General features: G+C 40.9%; 14 protein-coding genes. 5 read left to right on the plus strand and 9 right to left on the minus strand.

Going from position 1 to position 18,671, the window contains the following annotated elements; translation table 11 throughout:
- Positions 1–60 precede the first annotated feature (60 nt).
- From LMC10_RS01760 to LMC10_RS01795, 8 genes are all read right to left on the minus strand, one after another.
- Positions 61–5,181, minus strand: coding sequence for a mucin-binding protein (locus LMC10_RS01760; protein ID WP_229268769.1), 5,121 nt, complete (start codon positions 5,179–5,181; stop codon positions 61–63).
- Positions 5,182–5,891: 710 nt separating this feature from the next.
- On the minus strand, positions 5,892–7,559 hold the full coding sequence (locus LMC10_RS01765) for an FAD-dependent oxidoreductase (RefSeq protein ID WP_229268770.1): 1,668 nt from the start codon (positions 7,557–7,559) through the stop codon (positions 5,892–5,894).
- 13 nt (positions 7,560–7,572) lie between these two features.
- Positions 7,573–8,136, minus strand: coding sequence for an alkyl hydroperoxide reductase subunit C (gene ahpC, locus LMC10_RS01770; RefSeq protein ID WP_229268771.1), 564 nt, complete (start codon positions 8,134–8,136; stop codon positions 7,573–7,575).
- Between the two features lie 100 nt (positions 8,137–8,236).
- Complete coding sequence (gene sdaAA / locus LMC10_RS01775) at positions 8,237–9,118, minus strand: L-serine ammonia-lyase, iron-sulfur-dependent, subunit alpha (protein WP_229268786.1); 882 nt, start codon at positions 9,116–9,118, stop codon at positions 8,237–8,239.
- A gap of 9 nt (positions 9,119–9,127) precedes the next feature.
- Positions 9,128–9,790 (minus strand): serine dehydratase beta chain, encoded by a 663-nt coding sequence (locus tag LMC10_RS01780; protein ID WP_229268772.1) that lies wholly within the window; start codon positions 9,788–9,790, stop codon positions 9,128–9,130.
- Between the two features lie 209 nt (positions 9,791–9,999).
- Entirely contained in the window at positions 10,000–10,692 is a 693-nt protein-coding gene (locus tag LMC10_RS01785) for a hypothetical protein (protein WP_229268773.1), read from the minus strand.
- 225 nt (positions 10,693–10,917) lie between these two features.
- Complete coding sequence (gene rpsN / locus LMC10_RS01790) at positions 10,918–11,187, minus strand: 30S ribosomal protein S14 (RefSeq protein ID WP_003667006.1); 270 nt, start codon at positions 11,185–11,187, stop codon at positions 10,918–10,920.
- A 146-nt stretch (positions 11,188–11,333) separates the two neighbouring features.
- Entirely contained in the window at positions 11,334–12,212 is an 879-nt protein-coding gene (locus LMC10_RS01795; RefSeq protein ID WP_229268774.1) for a metallophosphoesterase family protein, read from the minus strand.
- 118 nt (positions 12,213–12,330) lie between these two features.
- Here LMC10_RS01795 and LMC10_RS01800 point away from each other — a divergent pair, with 118 nt between their 5' ends.
- From LMC10_RS01800 to LMC10_RS01815, 4 genes are all read left to right on the plus strand, one after another.
- Positions 12,331–13,566: an MFS transporter gene (locus tag LMC10_RS01800; RefSeq protein ID WP_229268775.1), complete on the plus strand. Its 1,236-nt coding sequence runs from the start codon at positions 12,331–12,333 to the stop codon at positions 13,564–13,566.
- Between the two features lie 20 nt (positions 13,567–13,586).
- Entirely contained in the window at positions 13,587–14,288 is a 702-nt protein-coding gene (gene ubiE, locus LMC10_RS01805; RefSeq protein ID WP_229268776.1) for a bifunctional demethylmenaquinone methyltransferase/2-methoxy-6-polyprenyl-1,4-benzoquinol methylase UbiE, read from the plus strand.
- Positions 14,289–14,717: 429 nt separating this feature from the next.
- Positions 14,718–15,857 carry a 5-methyltetrahydropteroyltriglutamate--homocysteine S-methyltransferase gene (locus LMC10_RS01810; protein WP_229268777.1) on the plus strand — a complete coding sequence of 380 codons (1,140 nt, stop codon included), beginning with the start codon at positions 14,718–14,720 and terminating at the stop codon, positions 15,855–15,857.
- Between the two features lie 17 nt (positions 15,858–15,874).
- Positions 15,875–16,618: a cyclase family protein gene (locus tag LMC10_RS01815; RefSeq protein WP_229268778.1), complete on the plus strand. Its 744-nt coding sequence runs from the start codon at positions 15,875–15,877 to the stop codon at positions 16,616–16,618.
- A 61-nt stretch (positions 16,619–16,679) separates the two neighbouring features.
- Here the strand turns inward: LMC10_RS01815 and LMC10_RS01820 are convergent, their stop codons facing one another.
- The gene (locus LMC10_RS01820) at positions 16,680–17,579 is read right to left on the minus strand and encodes a prenyltransferase (protein ID WP_035153225.1); all 900 of its coding nucleotides are present in this window, start codon (positions 17,577–17,579) and stop codon (positions 16,680–16,682) included.
- Positions 17,580–17,659: 80 nt separating this feature from the next.
- On the opposite strand from LMC10_RS01820, the gene LMC10_RS01825 reads away from it, so the two are divergent.
- Positions 17,660–18,640, plus strand: coding sequence for a polyprenyl synthetase family protein (locus LMC10_RS01825; RefSeq protein ID WP_229268779.1), 981 nt, complete (start codon positions 17,660–17,662; stop codon positions 18,638–18,640).
- Positions 18,641–18,671 lie beyond the last annotated feature (31 nt).

The raw sequence follows: 18,671 nt of genomic DNA on the forward strand, positions 1-18,671 counted from the left end.
AGGGCATAAAATATTTAATTTACTAACTCAAAAATCATAAGGTCTTTTGCAACTTTAAACCTAACTATTCTTTTTTCTTCTCTTACCTAAACTAATCCCAAACAATCCAAGGAATGCGCCAAGGATTACTCGCCAAATATTCTGGTGTTGATTACCTGTTTGCGGTAACTTTTTGGATACAGTTGAAGAAGGAGTTTTGCCAATAGTTGGTGTAACATCCCCCTTTATCGCATGGACAGTTACTGGTTCCGAGACAGGCATTTCATTCACTGGAGATTCGCCAGTCGCACTTACTGCCTTGGTTGGAGTTGAATTTACTTCTGTTACAGTACTTGTTGGCAGACTAGGTTGGCTAGCCGGCATCCCGGAAGGCGGCGTTACAGTGCTTGTCGGTGTAGCCGGTGTTTCTGGAACAACTGGTTCTTCCGAATTTGGAACCGCTAAAGACGTCGGTACGTCTGCCGATGATGTTGGTCCATCCGATTTAGGCGTCTCGCTTGGTTGCGTTGATGCGCTTTCTGAAGAACTTGGTGTGTCGGACTGCGATGGTTTATCCGGCTGTGCAGGCGTACTTCCGGCACTTGACGATGAAGCTGGTTTTTCCGGATTAACCGGCGTTACCGGCACAATTGGCGTTACTGGTACATCTGGTTCATCAGGTGTTGGATGCGGTTTAACCGGATCTTTAGAGTATAGGACAATAAAATGAAGGTCTTGACTATCTGCCGTCACATATTGTTCATCAATTTGCTGGTTTGAAGGAGTATAGCCAGCAACTAATGGTGAAACAACCGGTGTAAAGTGATCACTTACTGGTTTCCATGACTCCCAACTAGTTTTACCCGTTACTTGATCTGCTAATCCATTGCGGGTAAAGACAATCGGGGCTGCTTGATATGAAGGAGCTGCTATTCCACCCTCAACAAACTCATAGCGAATATCTTCATTAATTATTCGTTGGTCAGTGACCTTTTCTGTTCCATGAGTTAAGTGAATAACTACATTTAAGTCATGGTCAGCAAATGTCGCTGGCAACGTTTCCTGGCTAACTAACTTATAGCCAAGTTGCTCATAATGTGCACTGACATTTTGATAGTCTTCACGCATTGCAAGTGGTATTTGTTCGTCAGCATAGCCTGATCCTAATTGCGTGTGATTAATAAGGGTTAACCCTGTTGCATCATCAATTACGGAATAAGTAATTTCATGAGGTTCAGTTGTATAATTTACCGTCACTTCAATCGGCTGTTCGCCCTGGCTAGCAAGCTCACTAGCAACTACTGTTTGATCTGGAGTATAGCCCTTAATTGATGGTGAAATTACTGCCGCAAAACTCGTCGGATCACTTTCAATTACTGATTGACCAGCCTTAATTGTTTCCGATTGTAATACATGCCAATCTCCCCGGTTAACTTCCTTCGTAACCTCATTTGTCGTTAATGAACGAGCAAAAGTTACTACTTGTTGAACATCAGGAGCAGCGGTTTCACCTTTTCGTGGACCATTTGCATATACATAATGAATGGTCCGTAATGACTGCGCCTGTTCTTCTTTTGATGTAATCCGCGGTTGATAATATACTTTAACACTTTCACTCGGCACTAATGCAGTTGGGTGACCATCTGCCACAACTGGATACGGATTACCCTTTGTATCTTCTGGAGCCGCATATCCATACTTTTGCAGGTCTGGATTTGGCGATGCTGGCCAACCGCCCCTTTCTAACTTCCATGCTTGATCAGCATTAGCAAGTGGGACTTCAACCAGGTAATTACCATTCTGATCGCGTTGTTGATTCAACGTATAACCAATGATTTGGTGGTGAGGGCCGGCCACAATTGCTTGTCGGGCAAAGGTAGCCTGTTGGATAACCGGTTCAGTAATTCCCTCAATCATTATCTGTTTACCCGTGGTACGGTCATAATAGGTAATTGTTCGTGTGGTTGTTTGATGTTCTGCTTGTAAACTATTCTTCATCAAGATATGAACAACTACATTTTGGTCAACATGGGTAAATTTGCTTGGCAGCTTATCCTCACTCACAATCGTGTAGCCCAATTGCCGATAATGATCAATCGCTCCTTGGTAAGTAGCGGTTGCACTTGCCGGTAATGCTTCATCTGCAAAGCCACTTGTTAAGGATTGGTGATCAACTAGTGTCTTATCAGCGGTATCATCAATAATCGTATAAGTAACCGTATTAGGAGCAGTCTTATATTCTACCGTGACCGTAATATCGGGATCGTTCGGTTTAGCTTGCATAGCTGCGACTGTTACTTGACTCGGTGTGTAGTACTCGATTGCCGGTGAACTAACAGCAGCAAATTGATTCTCCTTAGTAGTCCATTCACCTACTTTTGTTTCCCCAGTTACTTGATTAACCTTCTTAGAGCGGGTAAATGTAACTTGTTGATGAACACTTGGAGCAGCGACTTCACCTTTTCGCGACCCATTAGCATAAACATAATTAACTGTCCGCTTGACCGGTAATTCTTCGTTAGTGACAATTACTTTTTCCGGGTAAAAGACTTTTACTTCTTCATCCCCAGACAAGGCGGTTGGCTGACCTTCTGCAACAAATGGGTAAACGCGGCCATTTGCGTCTTCAGCGAGTTCATAACCCTTTTCTGTCAAAATCGGATTAGTCGACGCTGCCCATTCACCAGTAGCGGGAGTCCAGGCCTTGTCACCGTTAGTTTCTTCAATCAAATAGTTACCATGGTTGTCCTGTTTACCATCAAGATTGTAGCCAAGAAGGGAACCATCCTGACCACTAATTACCGCTTGCCGGGTGAATTTAACAACTTGCTTAACTGGCGAAATATTAAGCTGTTCTCCGGTATCTTTGTCATAGTAAGTAATTGTCCGCGTAACTGTCCGTTCTTCGCTATGGAGTTGATTTCGTTTAGCAACATAGATTGTTACGTTTTGGTTAACGCTCGAGTTGTCATCGAAAGCAGCGGGTAACTTATCGGCAGAAACTAGATAATAGCCCTTATCTTGATACCCTTGAATTACCTGTTGATACTTAGCAGCAGTACCGGTTGGCAATGGTTCATCACTTAAGCCGTTTGCTAATGGAACTTGATTTTCTAAGACTTTTTGAGTGTCTTTATCAATGACGGTATAGGTGAGCGCTTGTGGATCGGCCACATAGTAAACAGTGATGTCAACATCTGGAGAATCATGTTTAACGGTTATTGCATCAATTGCTTTAACCGAATTGCCCCCTTCATCGACCGCGTGGTAACCAGCAATTATCGGAACATCTACAGCCGCAAATGTATCATTAGCTGGTGTCCAGGCAAGCCATTGACCATCGTTATTAATCCGGGCAAAGCCTAACTTAGTTGTATAAGTTGGCGCCGCTTCCTTGCCAGTGTCTTTGTAGACATAGTGGATCGTTTCTTTAACTTGCTGATTTTCAACATTATTTACTTTTCCAGTTAAAGTACCACTGTTACTAGTAATATCATTTCGATAAACATACGGCTGGAGGTAATAGCCTGCTTCCTGATTGACTAGTTCTTGTCCTTGATCGTTAGTAACAGTCAATTTCCATGGGTGTTGCTCAAGATAACTTTGTAAAGCGGTATCCTTTAAAGCCACCCCTTGATAATAACCCTTGGTAAACATTTGATCTGCATTGGGGTCCTTAATATTAGTAGGTGGTAGCACGCCGCTTAAATCTTTTGGTCGCCAGCTAATTAGTCCAATACCAGTATCTTTCCTAAAACCAGCATAGTCGTCCGCAATCGTTACATCATAGGTTCTCGTTAAGCCATCATTAGAGTCTATGCTTTTAACTGTAATTTCAGGAGACGTTGTAGAAATCAGTTTGCGGGTAACATAGGTACTAGAGGCATCAATAACGGGATCTAGGTCATAGTCTTTGTAGTGGGAAATGATACTCTTTTCAAGCGCATTTTTAACCCCTGCAGCACTGATGAACTGGTAATCAACCTGATCGTTGTCAGCAGGTTTAGTAACGGTAATCGTAAAGTGCTTTCCTAATTTAACCCCGCTTTCACTCTGAGTAGCAAGGGCAACCGCTTCTTCATGATCGGGATAGCGGATAGCTTCATCCCCAATGCTCCACGTCTTGGTTTGTTGATTATAGTACCAAGTATGAACGGCATACTCACTGCTGCTTTGTGGAATAACAGTTTGATTAAAGTTATCAGCAGGCTTTACTTCAGCCTCAACTGGAATCTTGAAACCACTAGTAAACCGGCGATTGCCAATTTGAATATCGTTTTGTGGAACGAGCATTGTTGGTGCCGTTGCTGTACTGGAATAAAGATGGAAATAGCGAGTATCTAACGGTGCCTCATCCAGGTCAAAACCAGTAATATTGTGCCACGTTAAGTTAAAATGCAAGCGTGCCAAAGAAAGGTTATTCTTGCCATACTTAGTCTTAATATTTTCTAACTCATCATTAAAGACGATCTGGTAAGAATCATTGGAGCCGCCATTACCGTTGCTACCAAGAGTATTGTTGTTTTGTGATGCTTCCCAGGTTACGTCTTGCAGATCCTTAACAATTTGTGAATTTGGGCTACTGATGGCATATGACCGGTCTGCAGTAGAAACAGGCCGCATATAACCAATCACCGTTGAATAACTTTCACCACTGGCCGCTTGATAGTTAATATTAATTGGCATCGTTTGACTTGTCCCACCCCCATAGGACAAGATATGCTGCTGATCATTAGCTGTCAGCTGATATGGGATACCCATAGCAACATTAATATAATTTCCCGATTTAATCTCATGGTTAGCAATATCAAGGTCAAGATCAAAAGCCAGATTAGTTCGTCCAGTGTGATCAGTCCCGTTTCCCGGTTCAGATGTTGCTTTAACATTTGTTACCGTGTACGCCGTTTCATCAACCGGTGTTGTTGGTGCTGTTTTCTCACTAGTTGATGGCGTTGGATTAACGTTTGATTGAGGATCACTCGTAGGAATAACAGCTGGTAGTGTTGTTTGAGTTGCAGCCGGTTGGGTAGCTACTCGATTAGAATTTACATCAGCTTGGGCGGTCTCTCCATTAAGGCCAAGAGCAATACTTGTCCCCAATAAAACTGATACTACCCCAACACTAAGCTTACGCAAGGCAAAGTGTTGTGTTATTGGCATATTCTTTGTCAACCGTTCAACCTGATTATTTTTTGCAGTCAATATAAACTCCTCCTAAATCAATCAGTAAAATTTTACTGATCAACCCTTTAATAAAAGAAGGTTAATTGTTACTCAATGAGAAACGAAGAGTAAAAATTTTACAAATCAATTCCATTGATCGATGGTTGATAGATGTGGCTTAAGCATCAATTCACAAACATAATAAAACAATATAATTATAATTACAAGATGATAAATGATTTAAAACTATCATATAAAAAACTGACTTACGACACCACTATCGTAAGTCAGTTTTTTAGACAATGCATCGAGTATTACTGTAAGTAATTAAGCAAGCATTGCATAAGTGTTAAGTCATTGCAATAAACCCTTGCTCTCCGCATTGTTATAATAATTACCATGTGATAAATTTTATAACTTATCCACACTTATAGGATAACAGGATTTAGATAAATTTCAATACATAAGTTTATGTTTTTTGCCGTTTTTAGGCGTTTTCTAGCATCTCGCCCTTTCTTAATGCTGATAAATAAAGATTTTCATCCCATTATTTCATAAATGTTAAATTTTGATTTCGATTGTCATTAATAAAAGATCTAAGTATTTTATCGTTAATTATTCATCACTTTCTATTTATCGTTTGATATAAAGCCTTTTTTGTGAGGAATAACAATCGCTCAATTCATACAATCTAGCAAAACAAAAAAACGAGGATCAAAGAGTTTTACCTCTTTAAATCCTCGTTTATCTTAGTTTTGATGATATTTTTCAACTGCTGTAACTAATTCTTCCAATGATTGACTACCAAAAATAACTGGAGCGTCCCCGATCATTGTTGCCGGAACACTCATGATCTTCTTTTCTTTCCGTAATTCTGGGAAGTGTTGTAGGTCAATCATTGTAGCAGTAATTCCCGTATTGAGAGAAGCCATCCGTTGGCAAGCCGCAACAACATCAGGACAAAAATGACAAGTTAAAGAAACGCCAATCCGAATCTTAGTCGGGGCAAGTTTCTTAATTCGTTCTACCATTTCTGGAGCAATCGTTTGTCCAGGACCTGCAACGTTATAGACACCTAGAACCAAGGAGTTTAATTCATGACCCGTTGGAATCCCTGCATAGTGTAAGCCGGTATCATTACCATCCGCATCAAGCAAGCGTAATTGTGGCAAGTACTTTACGTCTGTTGGTGCCGGCTTAGTCTCCATCTGCAGGTGTTTATCAAGAGATGCAAATTCTTCAACAAAGCTAACTAACTGATTGCTAAGTTCTGTCCCATTGGTTAACACCTGGAGTTTAATATCCTTGGTTAAGCGAGCAAAGATTGGTTGTAGCTGTTGGTCAATCTCAGCTGGTAGCCAGTTTTCTTCATGTGGCGTGGTGTTTTCTTGTTGACTAAGTTCGCTTGTCTGTCCCACGGTCTTGGCAGGTTTTTTATTAGTTTCTGCATGAATCGGGATACCTTGCTTTTCCTTTTGCATAATAATGTATCGTTCTGCGGCAGTGGAAGCAACCGCCCCATCGGATGCAGCCGTCACAATCTGACGAAGATTTTTATGGATAACATCCCCAGCAGCATAAACGCCATCGATGTTTGTCTTACCATTTTCATCCGTCATAATATAGCCCCGATCATCCAAATCAAGGATATTAGCTAATGCTTTCGTTGCGGGTTGCGTACCAATATAAATGAACATCCCAAATGTCTGGTCACCGTCATCGACATGGTAAACCGTCTCTTCTCCGGTTTTATTATTAACCAAGGTAGCAGTAGTAAGGTAATCATCCCCACTAACTTTCTTTACCTCAGTATTATATTTCACACTGACTTTAGGATTATCCAAGGCACGCTTAGCCGTCAATACAGGACATGCAAAATGATCGCCACGAACTAAAACAGTAACGTGCTTAGCAAAGCGACTCAAATAGTCAGCTTCTTCGGCGGCCGCGTATCCCCCACCAACGACAAAGACTTGAAGGCCGGTAAAGAGTTCGCCATCACAAGTTGAGCAATAAGCAATTCCCCGTCCACGAAATTCATTTTCACCGGGAAAGCCAACCTTTTTAGGATTAGCACCAGTCGCAATAATTACGCTTCGGGCAGTATATTTTTGGCCACTCTTGCCAATCAATGTCTTAATTTCACCAGTAAGATCAAATTTTTCAACCGCATCATGTTGAATTTCAACTCCAAAGCTAGCTACCTGACTTTGCATCTGATTCATCAATTGGGTACCATCGACTTTTTCGACAGCTGGATAATTATAAACCACCGAGGTCGTTGTTACCTGACCGCCGACAGTATCCCCTTCTAAAATCAACGTATCCAGGGTCGCACGTCCAGCATATAAGCCAGCAGATAATCCCGCTGGCCCAGCACCAACGATGATTAAATCATATAAATGTTGTTCTGCCATTTAGCTCACCAAATTAAAGCTTACCAACTAGATCAAGACTTGGCTTAATTGAATCTTGGCCTGGCTTCCAGTTTGCTGGGCAGACACGGTCACCATGCTCACGAACAAATTGGGCAGCTTGGAGTGTCCGTAAAATCTCATCAGCACTCCGACCAATTCCCATGTTGTTAATTGTGTAGGATTGGATAATACCATCAGGATCAACAATGAAGATTCCCCGGTATGCTTGACCAGCGTCTTCGTCAAGAACATCGAACATCCGAGCTAACTTACCAGCTGGGTCAGCAAGCATTGGATATTTGATCTTGCCAATCTTGTCAGAAGCCTGAGCCCATGCCTTGTGGACAAATTCGGTATCCTCAGAAACGGAATAAATCTCAGCATTTGCTTTCTTGAAGTCTTCGTACTTATCTTGCAAAGCTTCCAATTCAGTTGGACAAACAAATGAGAAATCAGCTGGGTAGAAGAAGAAAATACTCCACTTACCTAAAACATCCTTCTTGGATACTTCGGTTGTTTCACCATCATGATAAGCATTTACCTTAAAATCTTCAATTTCATGTCCTACAAAGTTCATGTATATCCTCTCCTTAAATTAGAATCATTCTTAACTACAATTCTTAGTATAATCTTTTTATACTAATTTGCAAGTGATTTTAGAATAATTCTAAAAAAGGTTAAATTTCTTTACCAAAAATTTTCGCCTTAATCGCCTGTCCAGTTGGTGTTCCAGCTAGTCCACCGAGACCCGTCTCCCGTAATTCAACTGGCATTGACCGGCCAACCTTATCAAGCGCAGAAATACATTCATCGGCCGGGATCATACTCGTACAACCAGCGAGTGCCATATCCGCCGCAATCAATGCGTTTCCAGCTCCAATCGCATTTCGTTTAACACAAGGGATTTCTACTAAACCGGCAATTGGATCACATACCAAACCTAACAAATTACTAAGAGCAATTGCCAATGCTTGACTACTTTGTTCTGGAGTACCACCCGCTGCTTCAACAGCCGCCGCGGCAGCCATTGCCGATGCTGAACCAACTTCTTCTTGGCAGCCACCTGTTGCACCAGCAATTCCCGCATGATTGGCAATAATTAAGCCCAAACCACCTGCAGTAAATAAGAAGCGAATCATCTGATCTTCACTAAGGCCTAATCGTTGTTCTAACATAAAAAGGGCGCCAGGAAGAGTACCTGATGAACCGGCAGTTGGGGTTGCACAGATGACTCCCATTGCTGCGTTAACCTCGTTAGTTGCGATCGCATTTTCTACAGCAGCCATCATGACATCGCCAGAGAGGGTCTTTCCTTTTGCACGATATTTTTTCAGTTTAATTGCCTCGCCTCCAGTTAGACCAGTTTTTGATCGAACTCCCAGCTCATTTTCACCTTGTTTAATTGCAGCCCGCATCGTCAATAAGTTTGCTCGCATCCGTTGCCAAACTTCTTCTCGCTTAAGACCGGATTCATGACATTCTGCCTCAATCACTAGTTCTGATAGCGGTTTTCGCTGCGTCTCTGCTGTTTGCACTAAATCTTTAACACTTTGATACATCATTTTCTCCTAAAGACAAATTGCAGCCGGATACTTCTTTTCAAAATAAGCAATCGTCGCTGGCTGCATTGGTTTCTTAATATCGTAAACATAGATATCACAATCATCTGCCCGTAATACTTGCCGCCGGGTAAATGGTGCTTTTTCTTCCAAATCAGCATTAATTGCCAGTGCATTGGCCATCTGTTTACTATAATCACGAAAGATAACAATTGGTAAGGGACCTGCTGGCAAAATATCAACTCCATCGAGGCTAATTGCCCTGATTTCAATTGCCCCGCCACCGATTGAACAGCCAGCAACTGTTACTTTTGTCTTGTCACTAGTCATTTGAAGAATAGCTGTGTTTGGATGGTGAATTGGACTTTCACCCGCTTCTTCAACAAAACGAAGGTCCATTCCTCCTTGACGAGCAATCATTGGCGCCGATGGAACTCGCGAATCGTCTGGTGAAAATCCTAGCAATCCCGCTGCAATTGCATAGTCTGTGCCATGACCACGATGCGTCTGGGCAAAAGACCCATAATAGTGAACGGTTACTTTAGGTGGAACCGTGCCAAAAAGCTTATTTGCGATTCGACCAATCTTGACCGCCCCCGCAGTATGTGAGCTAGAAGGACCAATCATTACCGGTCCAATAATGTCAAAAACACTTTTATAGTTATTTTTCATGTTGTTTCCTTAACCTATCAAATTTCCCATACTATCTTATTTTAAATTAATGAACTGTAACATAAGTCAGGCCACTTCAATAAGATACGAACAGCGCAGTACAACAATGGCCTTCATCGCCCGACAAAGCCGAACGTTGAAGGCCTATTGTTGCTTGCGGGGGCTCGAAGACGAAGTCATGGATGACTTCTGTCTCGCTCCCATTATAATTACTTTTTCTTTTTATGAAAGCCAAGAAATGACCAGAAGCCGCGATGACCACCAGATTTTTTCTTTGGTTTCTTCGTTTCTTTTCGATCTTCTTTGGCAGCTTTTTCAGCGAGAGCCTTTTGTTTCGCGAGAATAGCTTCACGCTTTTGCCGTTCTTTTTCAGCTTCTTTCCGTGCTGCCATAGCCTTTTTAGCCCGTGCTGCCCGTTGCTGAGCGGCCTCTTTCATTAGTTGCGGTCGCATCTGTTCCATTGTATCAAACATTGTCGCAACCTTAATAGCTGTCTTGTTAGCTAAGGCTTGATCAGTATTTGAAGCCACTTCAATATTATGGGCTGCTGCAATCTCACGTTCCCAATATTGTTGTGTCTTAATAGGTAAACCAGTAAACTCCTGGCTCCGTAAGAACTGACCTGCTCGTGATAATTGCATTTTTAAAGAATGTTTATCAGTTTGCTGACCATTTAATGCTTTTCGTGAGTTATAGATCGCCTGATCAACAAGATCGACCATTGCTTGTGGTTCATTATATCCTTCTTTATGCTCTTGAAGGACATCCTCCCCCATTCTAATAGCTTCATCATAAAGGCCTTTAGAACGATCAGTCCCATTAAAGTATTTATATGTTTGCCTTACACGTACTTGATCAGCTACATCTTTACTTAGTTGATCAAAAACTACTTTTTCGTTCATTAGATTTCCACCGCCCGACTTTACTCGTCTACTATTCTTAGTATAGCAGTTATTGATCGCGAACGAAGCTAAAATGTCAATTTTTTTAGAAGATTATCGAAAAATTTACTGGCTAGACGGTATAAACAAAGAGTAATTAAGCCGTTATTACTCCTAATTTTCATCCACTATTCTAAAAAGGAGTTATTGAGAAACACATTTCCCAATAACTCCTTAAAAATTTAATTACCAACTAGCCTTACGAACACCCGGGATTTGACCCTTGTGTGCTAGTTCACGGAATTTAATCCGTGACATTCCAAACTTACGCATGTAGGCATGTGGTCGGCCATCGTAACGGTCACGGTTGTGAAGACGAACCGCGCTAGAGTTACGAGGGAGTTTGGATAAACCGATGTAGTCGCCCTTCGCCTTTAATTCTTTGCGCTTTTCAGCGTATTTCTTTACTAAAGCTTCTTGGTGATGTAATTTAGCAATCTTTGACTTTTTTGCCATTAAGTAGTTCTCCTTTTATATTAAAAACTTTATCTACTATACAATTACTATTTAAAATTAAAAACATCTGCGAACTCTTTTCATTTTAATATTATCGCTGATACTTACAAAAAATACAAGGATTTTGCATTACTTTTTGACTTTTCTTAACCATTTAGTTTTTTCGCGTATTTACGGTATTCGTCAGCATAATTATATTGATTATTATATTCAGTTAAAAGATCATCATCATGGGTATAAGCACGCCCCGTCACCATCATCTTCTTATAAAGGTCACGGTATGGCAAATCGCTCTTATCTGCAATTTGTTTTTCTTGATCGCGACTATACCCAATATGGCGGAAGCTAGTTTCAGCTAAACCAATATCATCTACTTCCAAAATTAGATAATGGGCCCGTAAATCACGTTGGAGCGGTTGCCAGTGGTTGAATGGCTCGCCGACTGCTCCGGGATTTAAAACCATGCGTTCATCACTCCCATACCGCAAAAGGTCATGGTGAACATGGGCATAAATGGCCACATCAACTGGTTCGCCAGCGACATTAAACAGCTTATCAAAATTTTCACTAACTTGCGTGGGAAAAAGGTCTTGACCCATATTAAGCCAAGGCAAATTATGGGAGATGCCAAAATTAAGGGGACCCACGCGTTTTGTAATGTGCATCGGCCAACTTGCAATTTCATCAACCATTCCGTCAGGAGCATGTTCCGCAACGTACTGAGCTAACCGTGCAAAGTAAATGTGGGAAGGACGTTCCATATCCATCATCCCGCGAGCACCACGCACAACTAGGTCATCCCAGTTTCCTCGTACAATTACTGTCGGCTTCATTTCTTGTAAAATTTCCCAAATTGGTTTTACACTTGGGCCCGGCATCAGTAAATCACCAATAAACCAATATTCATCAACATGTTGCGCCATGCTATCGCGATACATTGCTTGCAACGCTGTTAGATTTCCATGCGTATCTGAAAAGACTGCAATCCTCTTTTTCACAGATGATTTCCCCTTTCTTATCTTCATTAATATATTAGCAAATTTTCTAAAAGGAATGCTAAATTAATTTGTATTTTCGGAAGTAATCCCCATATTACAAATTATTTTGTTACAATATAGTTTTATGAACAAATCATTTTAGGAGATGATAATCACAATGGATTCGGAAGTCGCAAGAGGAAAATTTCCTCACGGTTGGCACCGAACTTTTTACACCCTTTGGCTCGGCGCGTTCATCACCGGGATGGGCTACTCGATGACGATGCCGTTTATCTCACTTTTTATTGCAGAATTAGGAAACTTTACGCGTTTTCAGCTCAACATTTACTCAGGACTAGCATTTGGGGTGACCTTCATTAGTCAAGCCATTGTTTCACCATTCTGGGGCAGTCTGGCCGATCGCAAAGGACGAAAACTGATGTGTATGCGTGCATCGGGAGTAATGGCCTGTACAATCTGTGCAATTGGTTTTGCCCAAAGTGTCTGGATGATTATTGGCATGCGGTTCCTTCAAGGAGTTTTTTCCGGCTATATTAATAACGCTACTGCTTTAATGGCTGGCGAAACACCGCATAATAAATCAGGTTGGGTAATGTCAGCGATGACTACTGCAGGGGTGGCTGGTAATCTGGTTGGCCCTTTGCTCGGTGGTTTCCTATCAGGATTGTTTGGGTACCGAATCCCATTCTTCATCACCGGAGCACTAATGTTTTGTGTCTTTCTCAGTACGTGGCTATTGACGGTAGAACACTTTACCCCAATTAAAAAAGATGCCATGAAGCCAATGAAAGAAATCATTCATAATCTAGATAATCCCCCATTGATTTTTGTTATGTTTTTAACCACAATGATCGTTACTTCTTCTACAATGTCAATCGATCCAATTATCAGTTTATATGTTCGGCAATTGATGGGCGGTCATGGTAATGTGGCCTTTGTCGCCGGGATTGTCGCTGCTACGCCAGGACTAGGAACATTGCTTGCCGCTTCAAAGGTTGGTCACACGATGGACCGAATTGGACCAGAAAAAGTATTACAGATTGGGATTCTCACGGCGTTCATTCTTTTTATCCCAATGACCATTACTAAATCTCCATGGGCCTTGGCATTCTGGCGTTTCTTGCTTGGTTTGGCAAATGCAGCGTTAATGCCTGCTACCCAAACAGTCTTAACTCTTGATGTTCCAACCGAAGCATTTGGCCGGATCTTTAGTTATAATCAATCTTTCCAGGCTGCAGGTGCAGTGTTAGGATCAATTCTTGGGTCATTCATCTCGGGGATTTCTAGTTATGAAATGGTCTTTGTCATTACTGGTTTGACTCTCCTGCTTAACTTTATCTTGGTTATGTTGGTTAGACCAAAGAAGCAGCTTACAGAATAACTTAAAGAAAAGAGAAAATCATGGTTCAAACAAATAAATTATTAAATGAACACGAAGTAAACAACTTATTTTCCCGGGTAGCCCCCCGCTACGACTTATTAAACAATGTGATTAGTCTAGGAACGCAGAAAATATGGCGACACGAACTTTTTAACCAGCTTCAAATTAAGCCCACTGATAATGCCTTAGATGTTTGTTGCGGCACTGGAGACCTTGCAATTGCACTGGCTAAGCGAATCTCTAGCGGACGAGTAACTGGGCTTGATTTTAATAAAGAAATGTTAGAAATTGCTAAAGAAAAGACAAAGATGATCGGCAACCTTTTCTTAGTCCAAGGGGATGCCATGGCACTGCCGTTTGATGATAATAGCTTTGATATCGTCACCATCGGCTTTGGCTTACGAAATGTTCCAGATGCGGATAAGGCGCTCAGTGAGATTTACCGGGTGCTCAAGTCAGGTGGGCAATTCGTTAGCTTGGAAATGTCGCAGCCGACTAATCCAATTATTAAAGTCGGCTGGAAAGCTTACTTTACAGCCTTCCCCTTGATGGCTTCATTAGCCGGTGGACATTACCGCGATTATCAATATTTAAAGAAAACCAGCCAACAATTCGTCTCCGCCCATCAACTTGCGCGAATGATGAAGGCAGTTGGATTTAAGGAAGTCCATTATCAACCATTGAACTTTGGTGCAGCTGCATTACATTTTGGAAATAAATAGGAAGAGAGCGAGATGGTAGTCACTCATGACTATCTCGCTCCTTTTTAAAATTATTAAAAATTAATATTGACAACATTAAAAAATGATTATAATATACTGACAAGCAATTTAATAACCGCAATGAAAAGATGAGTAATTGATGGTCGCCTTCTCCAGAGAACTGCGAATGATGGGAAGCAGCGTTGGCAAAGTCAGTGAAGATGGTCTTGGAGCGATGAAAGTTGTGAGCTATTTGTAAGCAGCTTACGGGCTGGTGTACGTTATAACACCTGGGTATTCCCTTGGAGTACTTGTAGAGAGTTTGGCTGTGAGGTCAAGCTAAAATAGGGTGGTAACACGTTATCGATATCTAATCATTATGCGTCCCTAGAACTAACAAGTTAAAGTTAGTTCTAGGGGCTTTTTTATTTTACGAAAGGAGTCACTATTATGACTGAATTTACTAAGAGAACCGTATCACCATTTCGCTTTGATATTGTTGGCAGCTTCTTACGTCCAAAAGAATTAAAGGAAGCTCGTACGAAATATCAGGCGGGAAAAATTACGAAAGCAGAATTAACCACAATTGAGGATAAAGCTATTATTGACTTAATTAAGCAAGAAGAAGCAGCCGGTTTACACGCCGTTACTGATGGTGAATTCCGTCGTAGCTGGTGGCACCTCGACTTTATTTGGGGATTGGAGGGAATTGAACAGTCAACTTCTAATGCAGGCTATGAGTTTCACGATGAAACAACAAGAGCTGAAACGGCAAAGTTAGTCGGTAAAGTAAGCGGAAATAATCATCCCTTTGTTGAGCACTTTAAATTTACACGTGACCATGTTAGTACTGGCACGCAGGTTAAACAAACAATCCCTTCGCCTGCTCAAGCTTTCTTTGAATTTTTGCGCCCAGAAAACATTGCTAGTGTCAATAAATATTATCCGTCATTTGATGCTTTTGCGGCAGATCTTGTAACTGCTTATCGCCAAGTAATCGCCGACCTATATGCGGCTGGATGTAGAACATTGCAGTTAGATGATTGCACCTGGTCAGCATATGCCGATTTTGCCCAACATCCTGAACATATCAAATCTGCTGGTTTTAATATTCAACAACTTGAGAAATTAGAAGAGACGTCTGTTGAACTAAATAATGCTATTATTTCTGATCAGCCGCACGATTTAACTATTAATACTCATGATTGTCGCGGCAATTACCATTCAACATGGGCTGCTACTGGCGGTTATGGTCCAGTTGCTGATCCACTTTTTACCAAGGAAAATGTAACTGCTTTTTATTTAGAATATGACACTGAACGAGCTGGCGGATTCGAGCCACTTGAAAAAGTACCTAATGATAAGTATGTCGTATTAGGACTAGTTACATCTAAATCCGGCCAGCTTGAGGATCGTGAAGTAATAATTAATCGCATTCATGAAGCAGCTAAGTTTCACCCCCTCGATAAGCTTTGTTTAAGTCCACAATGCGGTTTCGCTTCAACAGAAGAAGGGAATATCCTGACTGAAAAACAACAGTGGGCAAAGATCGCACTAATTAAAGATATTGCTAAAGAAGTTTGGGGTTAAATTAAGGAGGAAAAAATATGACTCAACAATTATCATCAACACAAGAGCTAATCGCTAAACTTAAGCAAAAACACTGGGTAGACCTAACCCATACTTTTGGCCCAGCTAGTCCGCGATTTCCATCATTCAAGCCCGCAAAATTTGAAACAATTTTTACTCATGCAGATGGCTTTTTCGTTAAAGAATATACATTTGCTGGACAATATGGTACACACATTGATCCGCCAGTTCACTTTTACAAGGATGATGATCGCTATGTCGAGGATCTAGAACTCAAAGATCTTGTTTTACCATTAGTTATCATTGATCATCATCAAAAGGCAGCCGCCAACCCAGATGCTAGCCTAACAGTTGCGGATATTAAAGATTGGGAAAAACAAAATGGACCCATTCCAGCAGGATCATTTGTTGCTCTTCGTACTGATTGGGGAAAACGCTGGCCATCACAAGAAAAGTTCGAAAATAAAGATAAAAATGGTCAGAATCATTATCCTGGATGGTCACTAGAAGCCTTAAAGTATATTTATGAGACACGCCACGCTACTGCAAATGGACATGAGACTTTTGATACAGATACAGCAACTAAGCAGCAAAATGGATTAGTTGGCGAATACTATGTCCTGTCTCATGGTCACTACCAGGTTGAATTATTGGATAATTTGGATCAGGTACCAACAACTGGTGCTGTAATTAATATTTCAGTTGCAAAACCTGAAAAGGCTCCAGGATTTCCCGTTCGCGCATATGCAATTTTCGATTAATATTAGAAAAAGCAGAGTTAAATGAAACCTTTGAATAAATTTCATTTAACTCTGCTCTATTTTAAATCAATCCAATCGCAAACGTTACGACTTGAACCAGTGAGCCAATTAATAGTATTTTAACTGCACATGGGAATGTCTCTTTCTTAACTTGCTTAGCAAATAACATTCTTGTTTGCTTAACCACAAATGGGATAATCAATAAGGTTAACAAGACTGTCCATGGCGTGAAATGAAGAACCGCGGCGAAAATAATAGCTAAAAATGCTAAAACGTTCTTAATAGCAAATGCATATAGACCATTTTTCTGCCCAATAAAGTGAATAACTGTATGACGGCGATTGTCTTCATCTTCACCCGCATCACAAATATTATTTGCTAATAATAGGTTGGAAATCCATAATTCATCCGGTAAAGCAACGAGAAAGACGACCCCGATATTTGCCCAGGACCATGTAAATTGCGGGCCAACATTAATAAAGACAGAAATAAGGGTAATCATGAACCCCATTGTAAATCCCGAGGCAAATTCACCAACTGGCAACCCTGATAAAGGGAAAGGACCTGAAGAGTAAAGAATACCGATCGCAAAACAAAAGATTCCCATCCATAATAGTGGAAGACCAACACGGGTAACTAAATAGATTCCGATTAAGCCGGCTACTATACTAAAGGCAAGCAAGAGACCGAGAACTAAACGCGGTGAAATATTTTCCCGCCCGATAATATTTGTATTTTTCTTATAATCAACGGTATCAATGGCATGGTTATAATCATTATAATTATCCATCATATCAACCGCCATATTGAATAATAGCATTGCAATGAAAAACAAAACTGAATTTAGCAGGTTTAGTGAATGATAATAATAGACACTAAGGCAAACTCCGAGGAGCATCGGTAAGATACTGGCAGTTTTGGCCTTAATTTCTACTAATTCCAAAAAAACATTTAACGACATTTAGTAAATTTTCCTTTCATAATTCCTTAGTTGTTCGGTACAATATAGATGGTACACCATAACAAAGGAATTATCGATTAATGAAACAACATTTTTTCCATACCTATCCGGCGATTAATAACGCACTAGGTAAAGTAAATCAAACAATTAATGACCGGATTACAATTAAAAATCCCCAACTACACGATGCCCTACAACAAATGGCTTCAAATGGTGGTAAATACCTTCGTCCAGCATTCTTCCTTTTATTTGCAAATATCAATCATCAAACTGCAGCTGAGCAAGAAAAACTAATTAAAATTGCCTCTTCACTTGAGGTTTTACACATGGCTACTTTGATTCATGACGATATTATTGATGATTCACCTAAACGTCGTGGAGCCGTCAGTGTTCAAGCTGCTTTTGGTAAAGATACGGCTGTCTATACGGGAGACTTCCTTTTTACTATCTTCTTTGACCTCCTCGTAGAAACGATGACTGGATCTCCCTATCTGACACGAAATGCCCGGACAATGCGCAAAATTCTTACTGGAGAACTCGGACAGATGGATAATCGCTTTGATCTTGACCAATCATTACTCGATTATTATCGCAATGTAAACGGCAAAACGGCTGCTATCTTTAGTCTTGCCGCTGAAGAAGGGGCCTATTTTGGTCATGGAGATCGTCGGACCATCAACTTAGCAAAAAGAATTGGGCAAAACATCGGGATCAGCTTCCAGATATTGGATGATATTCTTGATTATTCGGGGGATGAACGCCTTAACAAGCCTGTTTTGGAAGATTTAGCAACTGGCGTTTACTCCCTCCCTCTTCTTTTAACCTTGCAAAATCATCGGCATGAATTAGAACCGTTACTTGCCAAGAAACGCCAAATGACGATTGAAGATATGGAAAAAGTCCAAAAGATTGTTATTACTCATGGTGGTGTTAAACAGGCACAAGAAATTGCTACTAAGTTTACACAAAAAGCGCAAACCGAAATTGATCAATTAGCAGATAAGCATACCCGAAAGATGTTGAAGTTGGTAGCAGATAAGTTATTGACGAGGGTAAATTAAAACGGCTAAGACTAAGAAAATTCCATTTCTC

Source organism: Limosilactobacillus reuteri subsp. simiae (assembly GCF_020784875.1).
Classification (GTDB): Bacteria; Bacillota; Bacilli; order Lactobacillales; family Lactobacillaceae; genus Limosilactobacillus; species Limosilactobacillus reuteri_H.

Bases quoted from the DNA above. Each gene is read 5' to 3' on its own strand.
- LMC10_RS01815 (WP_229268778.1), top strand. From the start codon at position 15,875: ATGACTCAACAATTATCATCAACACAAGAGCTAATCGCTAAACTTAAG.
- LMC10_RS01800 (WP_229268775.1), top strand. From the start codon at position 12,331: ATGATAATCACAATGGATTCGGAAGTCGCAAGAGGAAAATTTCCTCAC.
- LMC10_RS01785 (WP_229268773.1), bottom strand. From the start codon at position 10,692: ATGAACGAAAAAGTAGTTTTTGATCAACTAAGTAAAGATGTAGCTGAT.
- LMC10_RS01780 (WP_229268772.1), bottom strand. From the start codon at position 9,790: ATGAAAAATAACTATAAAAGTGTTTTTGACATTATTGGACCGGTAATG.
- ahpC (WP_229268771.1), bottom strand. From the start codon at position 8,136: ATGAACTTTGTAGGACATGAAATTGAAGATTTTAAGGTAAATGCTTAT.
- ubiE (WP_229268776.1), top strand. From the start codon at position 13,587: ATGGTTCAAACAAATAAATTATTAAATGAACACGAAGTAAACAACTTA.
- LMC10_RS01795 (WP_229268774.1), bottom strand. From the start codon at position 12,212: ATGAAGATAAGAAAGGGGAAATCATCTGTGAAAAAGAGGATTGCAGTC.
- sdaAA (WP_229268786.1), bottom strand. From the start codon at position 9,118: ATGTATCAAAGTGTTAAAGATTTAGTGCAAACAGCAGAGACGCAGCGA.
- LMC10_RS01825 (WP_229268779.1), top strand. From the start codon at position 17,660: ATGAAACAACATTTTTTCCATACCTATCCGGCGATTAATAACGCACTA.
- LMC10_RS01820 (WP_035153225.1), bottom strand. From the start codon at position 17,579: ATGTCGTTAAATGTTTTTTTGGAATTAGTAGAAATTAAGGCCAAAACT.
- rpsN (WP_003667006.1), bottom strand. From the start codon at position 11,187: ATGGCAAAAAAGTCAAAGATTGCTAAATTACATCACCAAGAAGCTTTA.
- LMC10_RS01810 (WP_229268777.1), top strand. From the start codon at position 14,718: ATGACTGAATTTACTAAGAGAACCGTATCACCATTTCGCTTTGATATT.
- LMC10_RS01765 (WP_229268770.1), bottom strand. From the start codon at position 7,559: ATGGCAGAACAACATTTATATGATTTAATCATCGTTGGTGCTGGGCCA.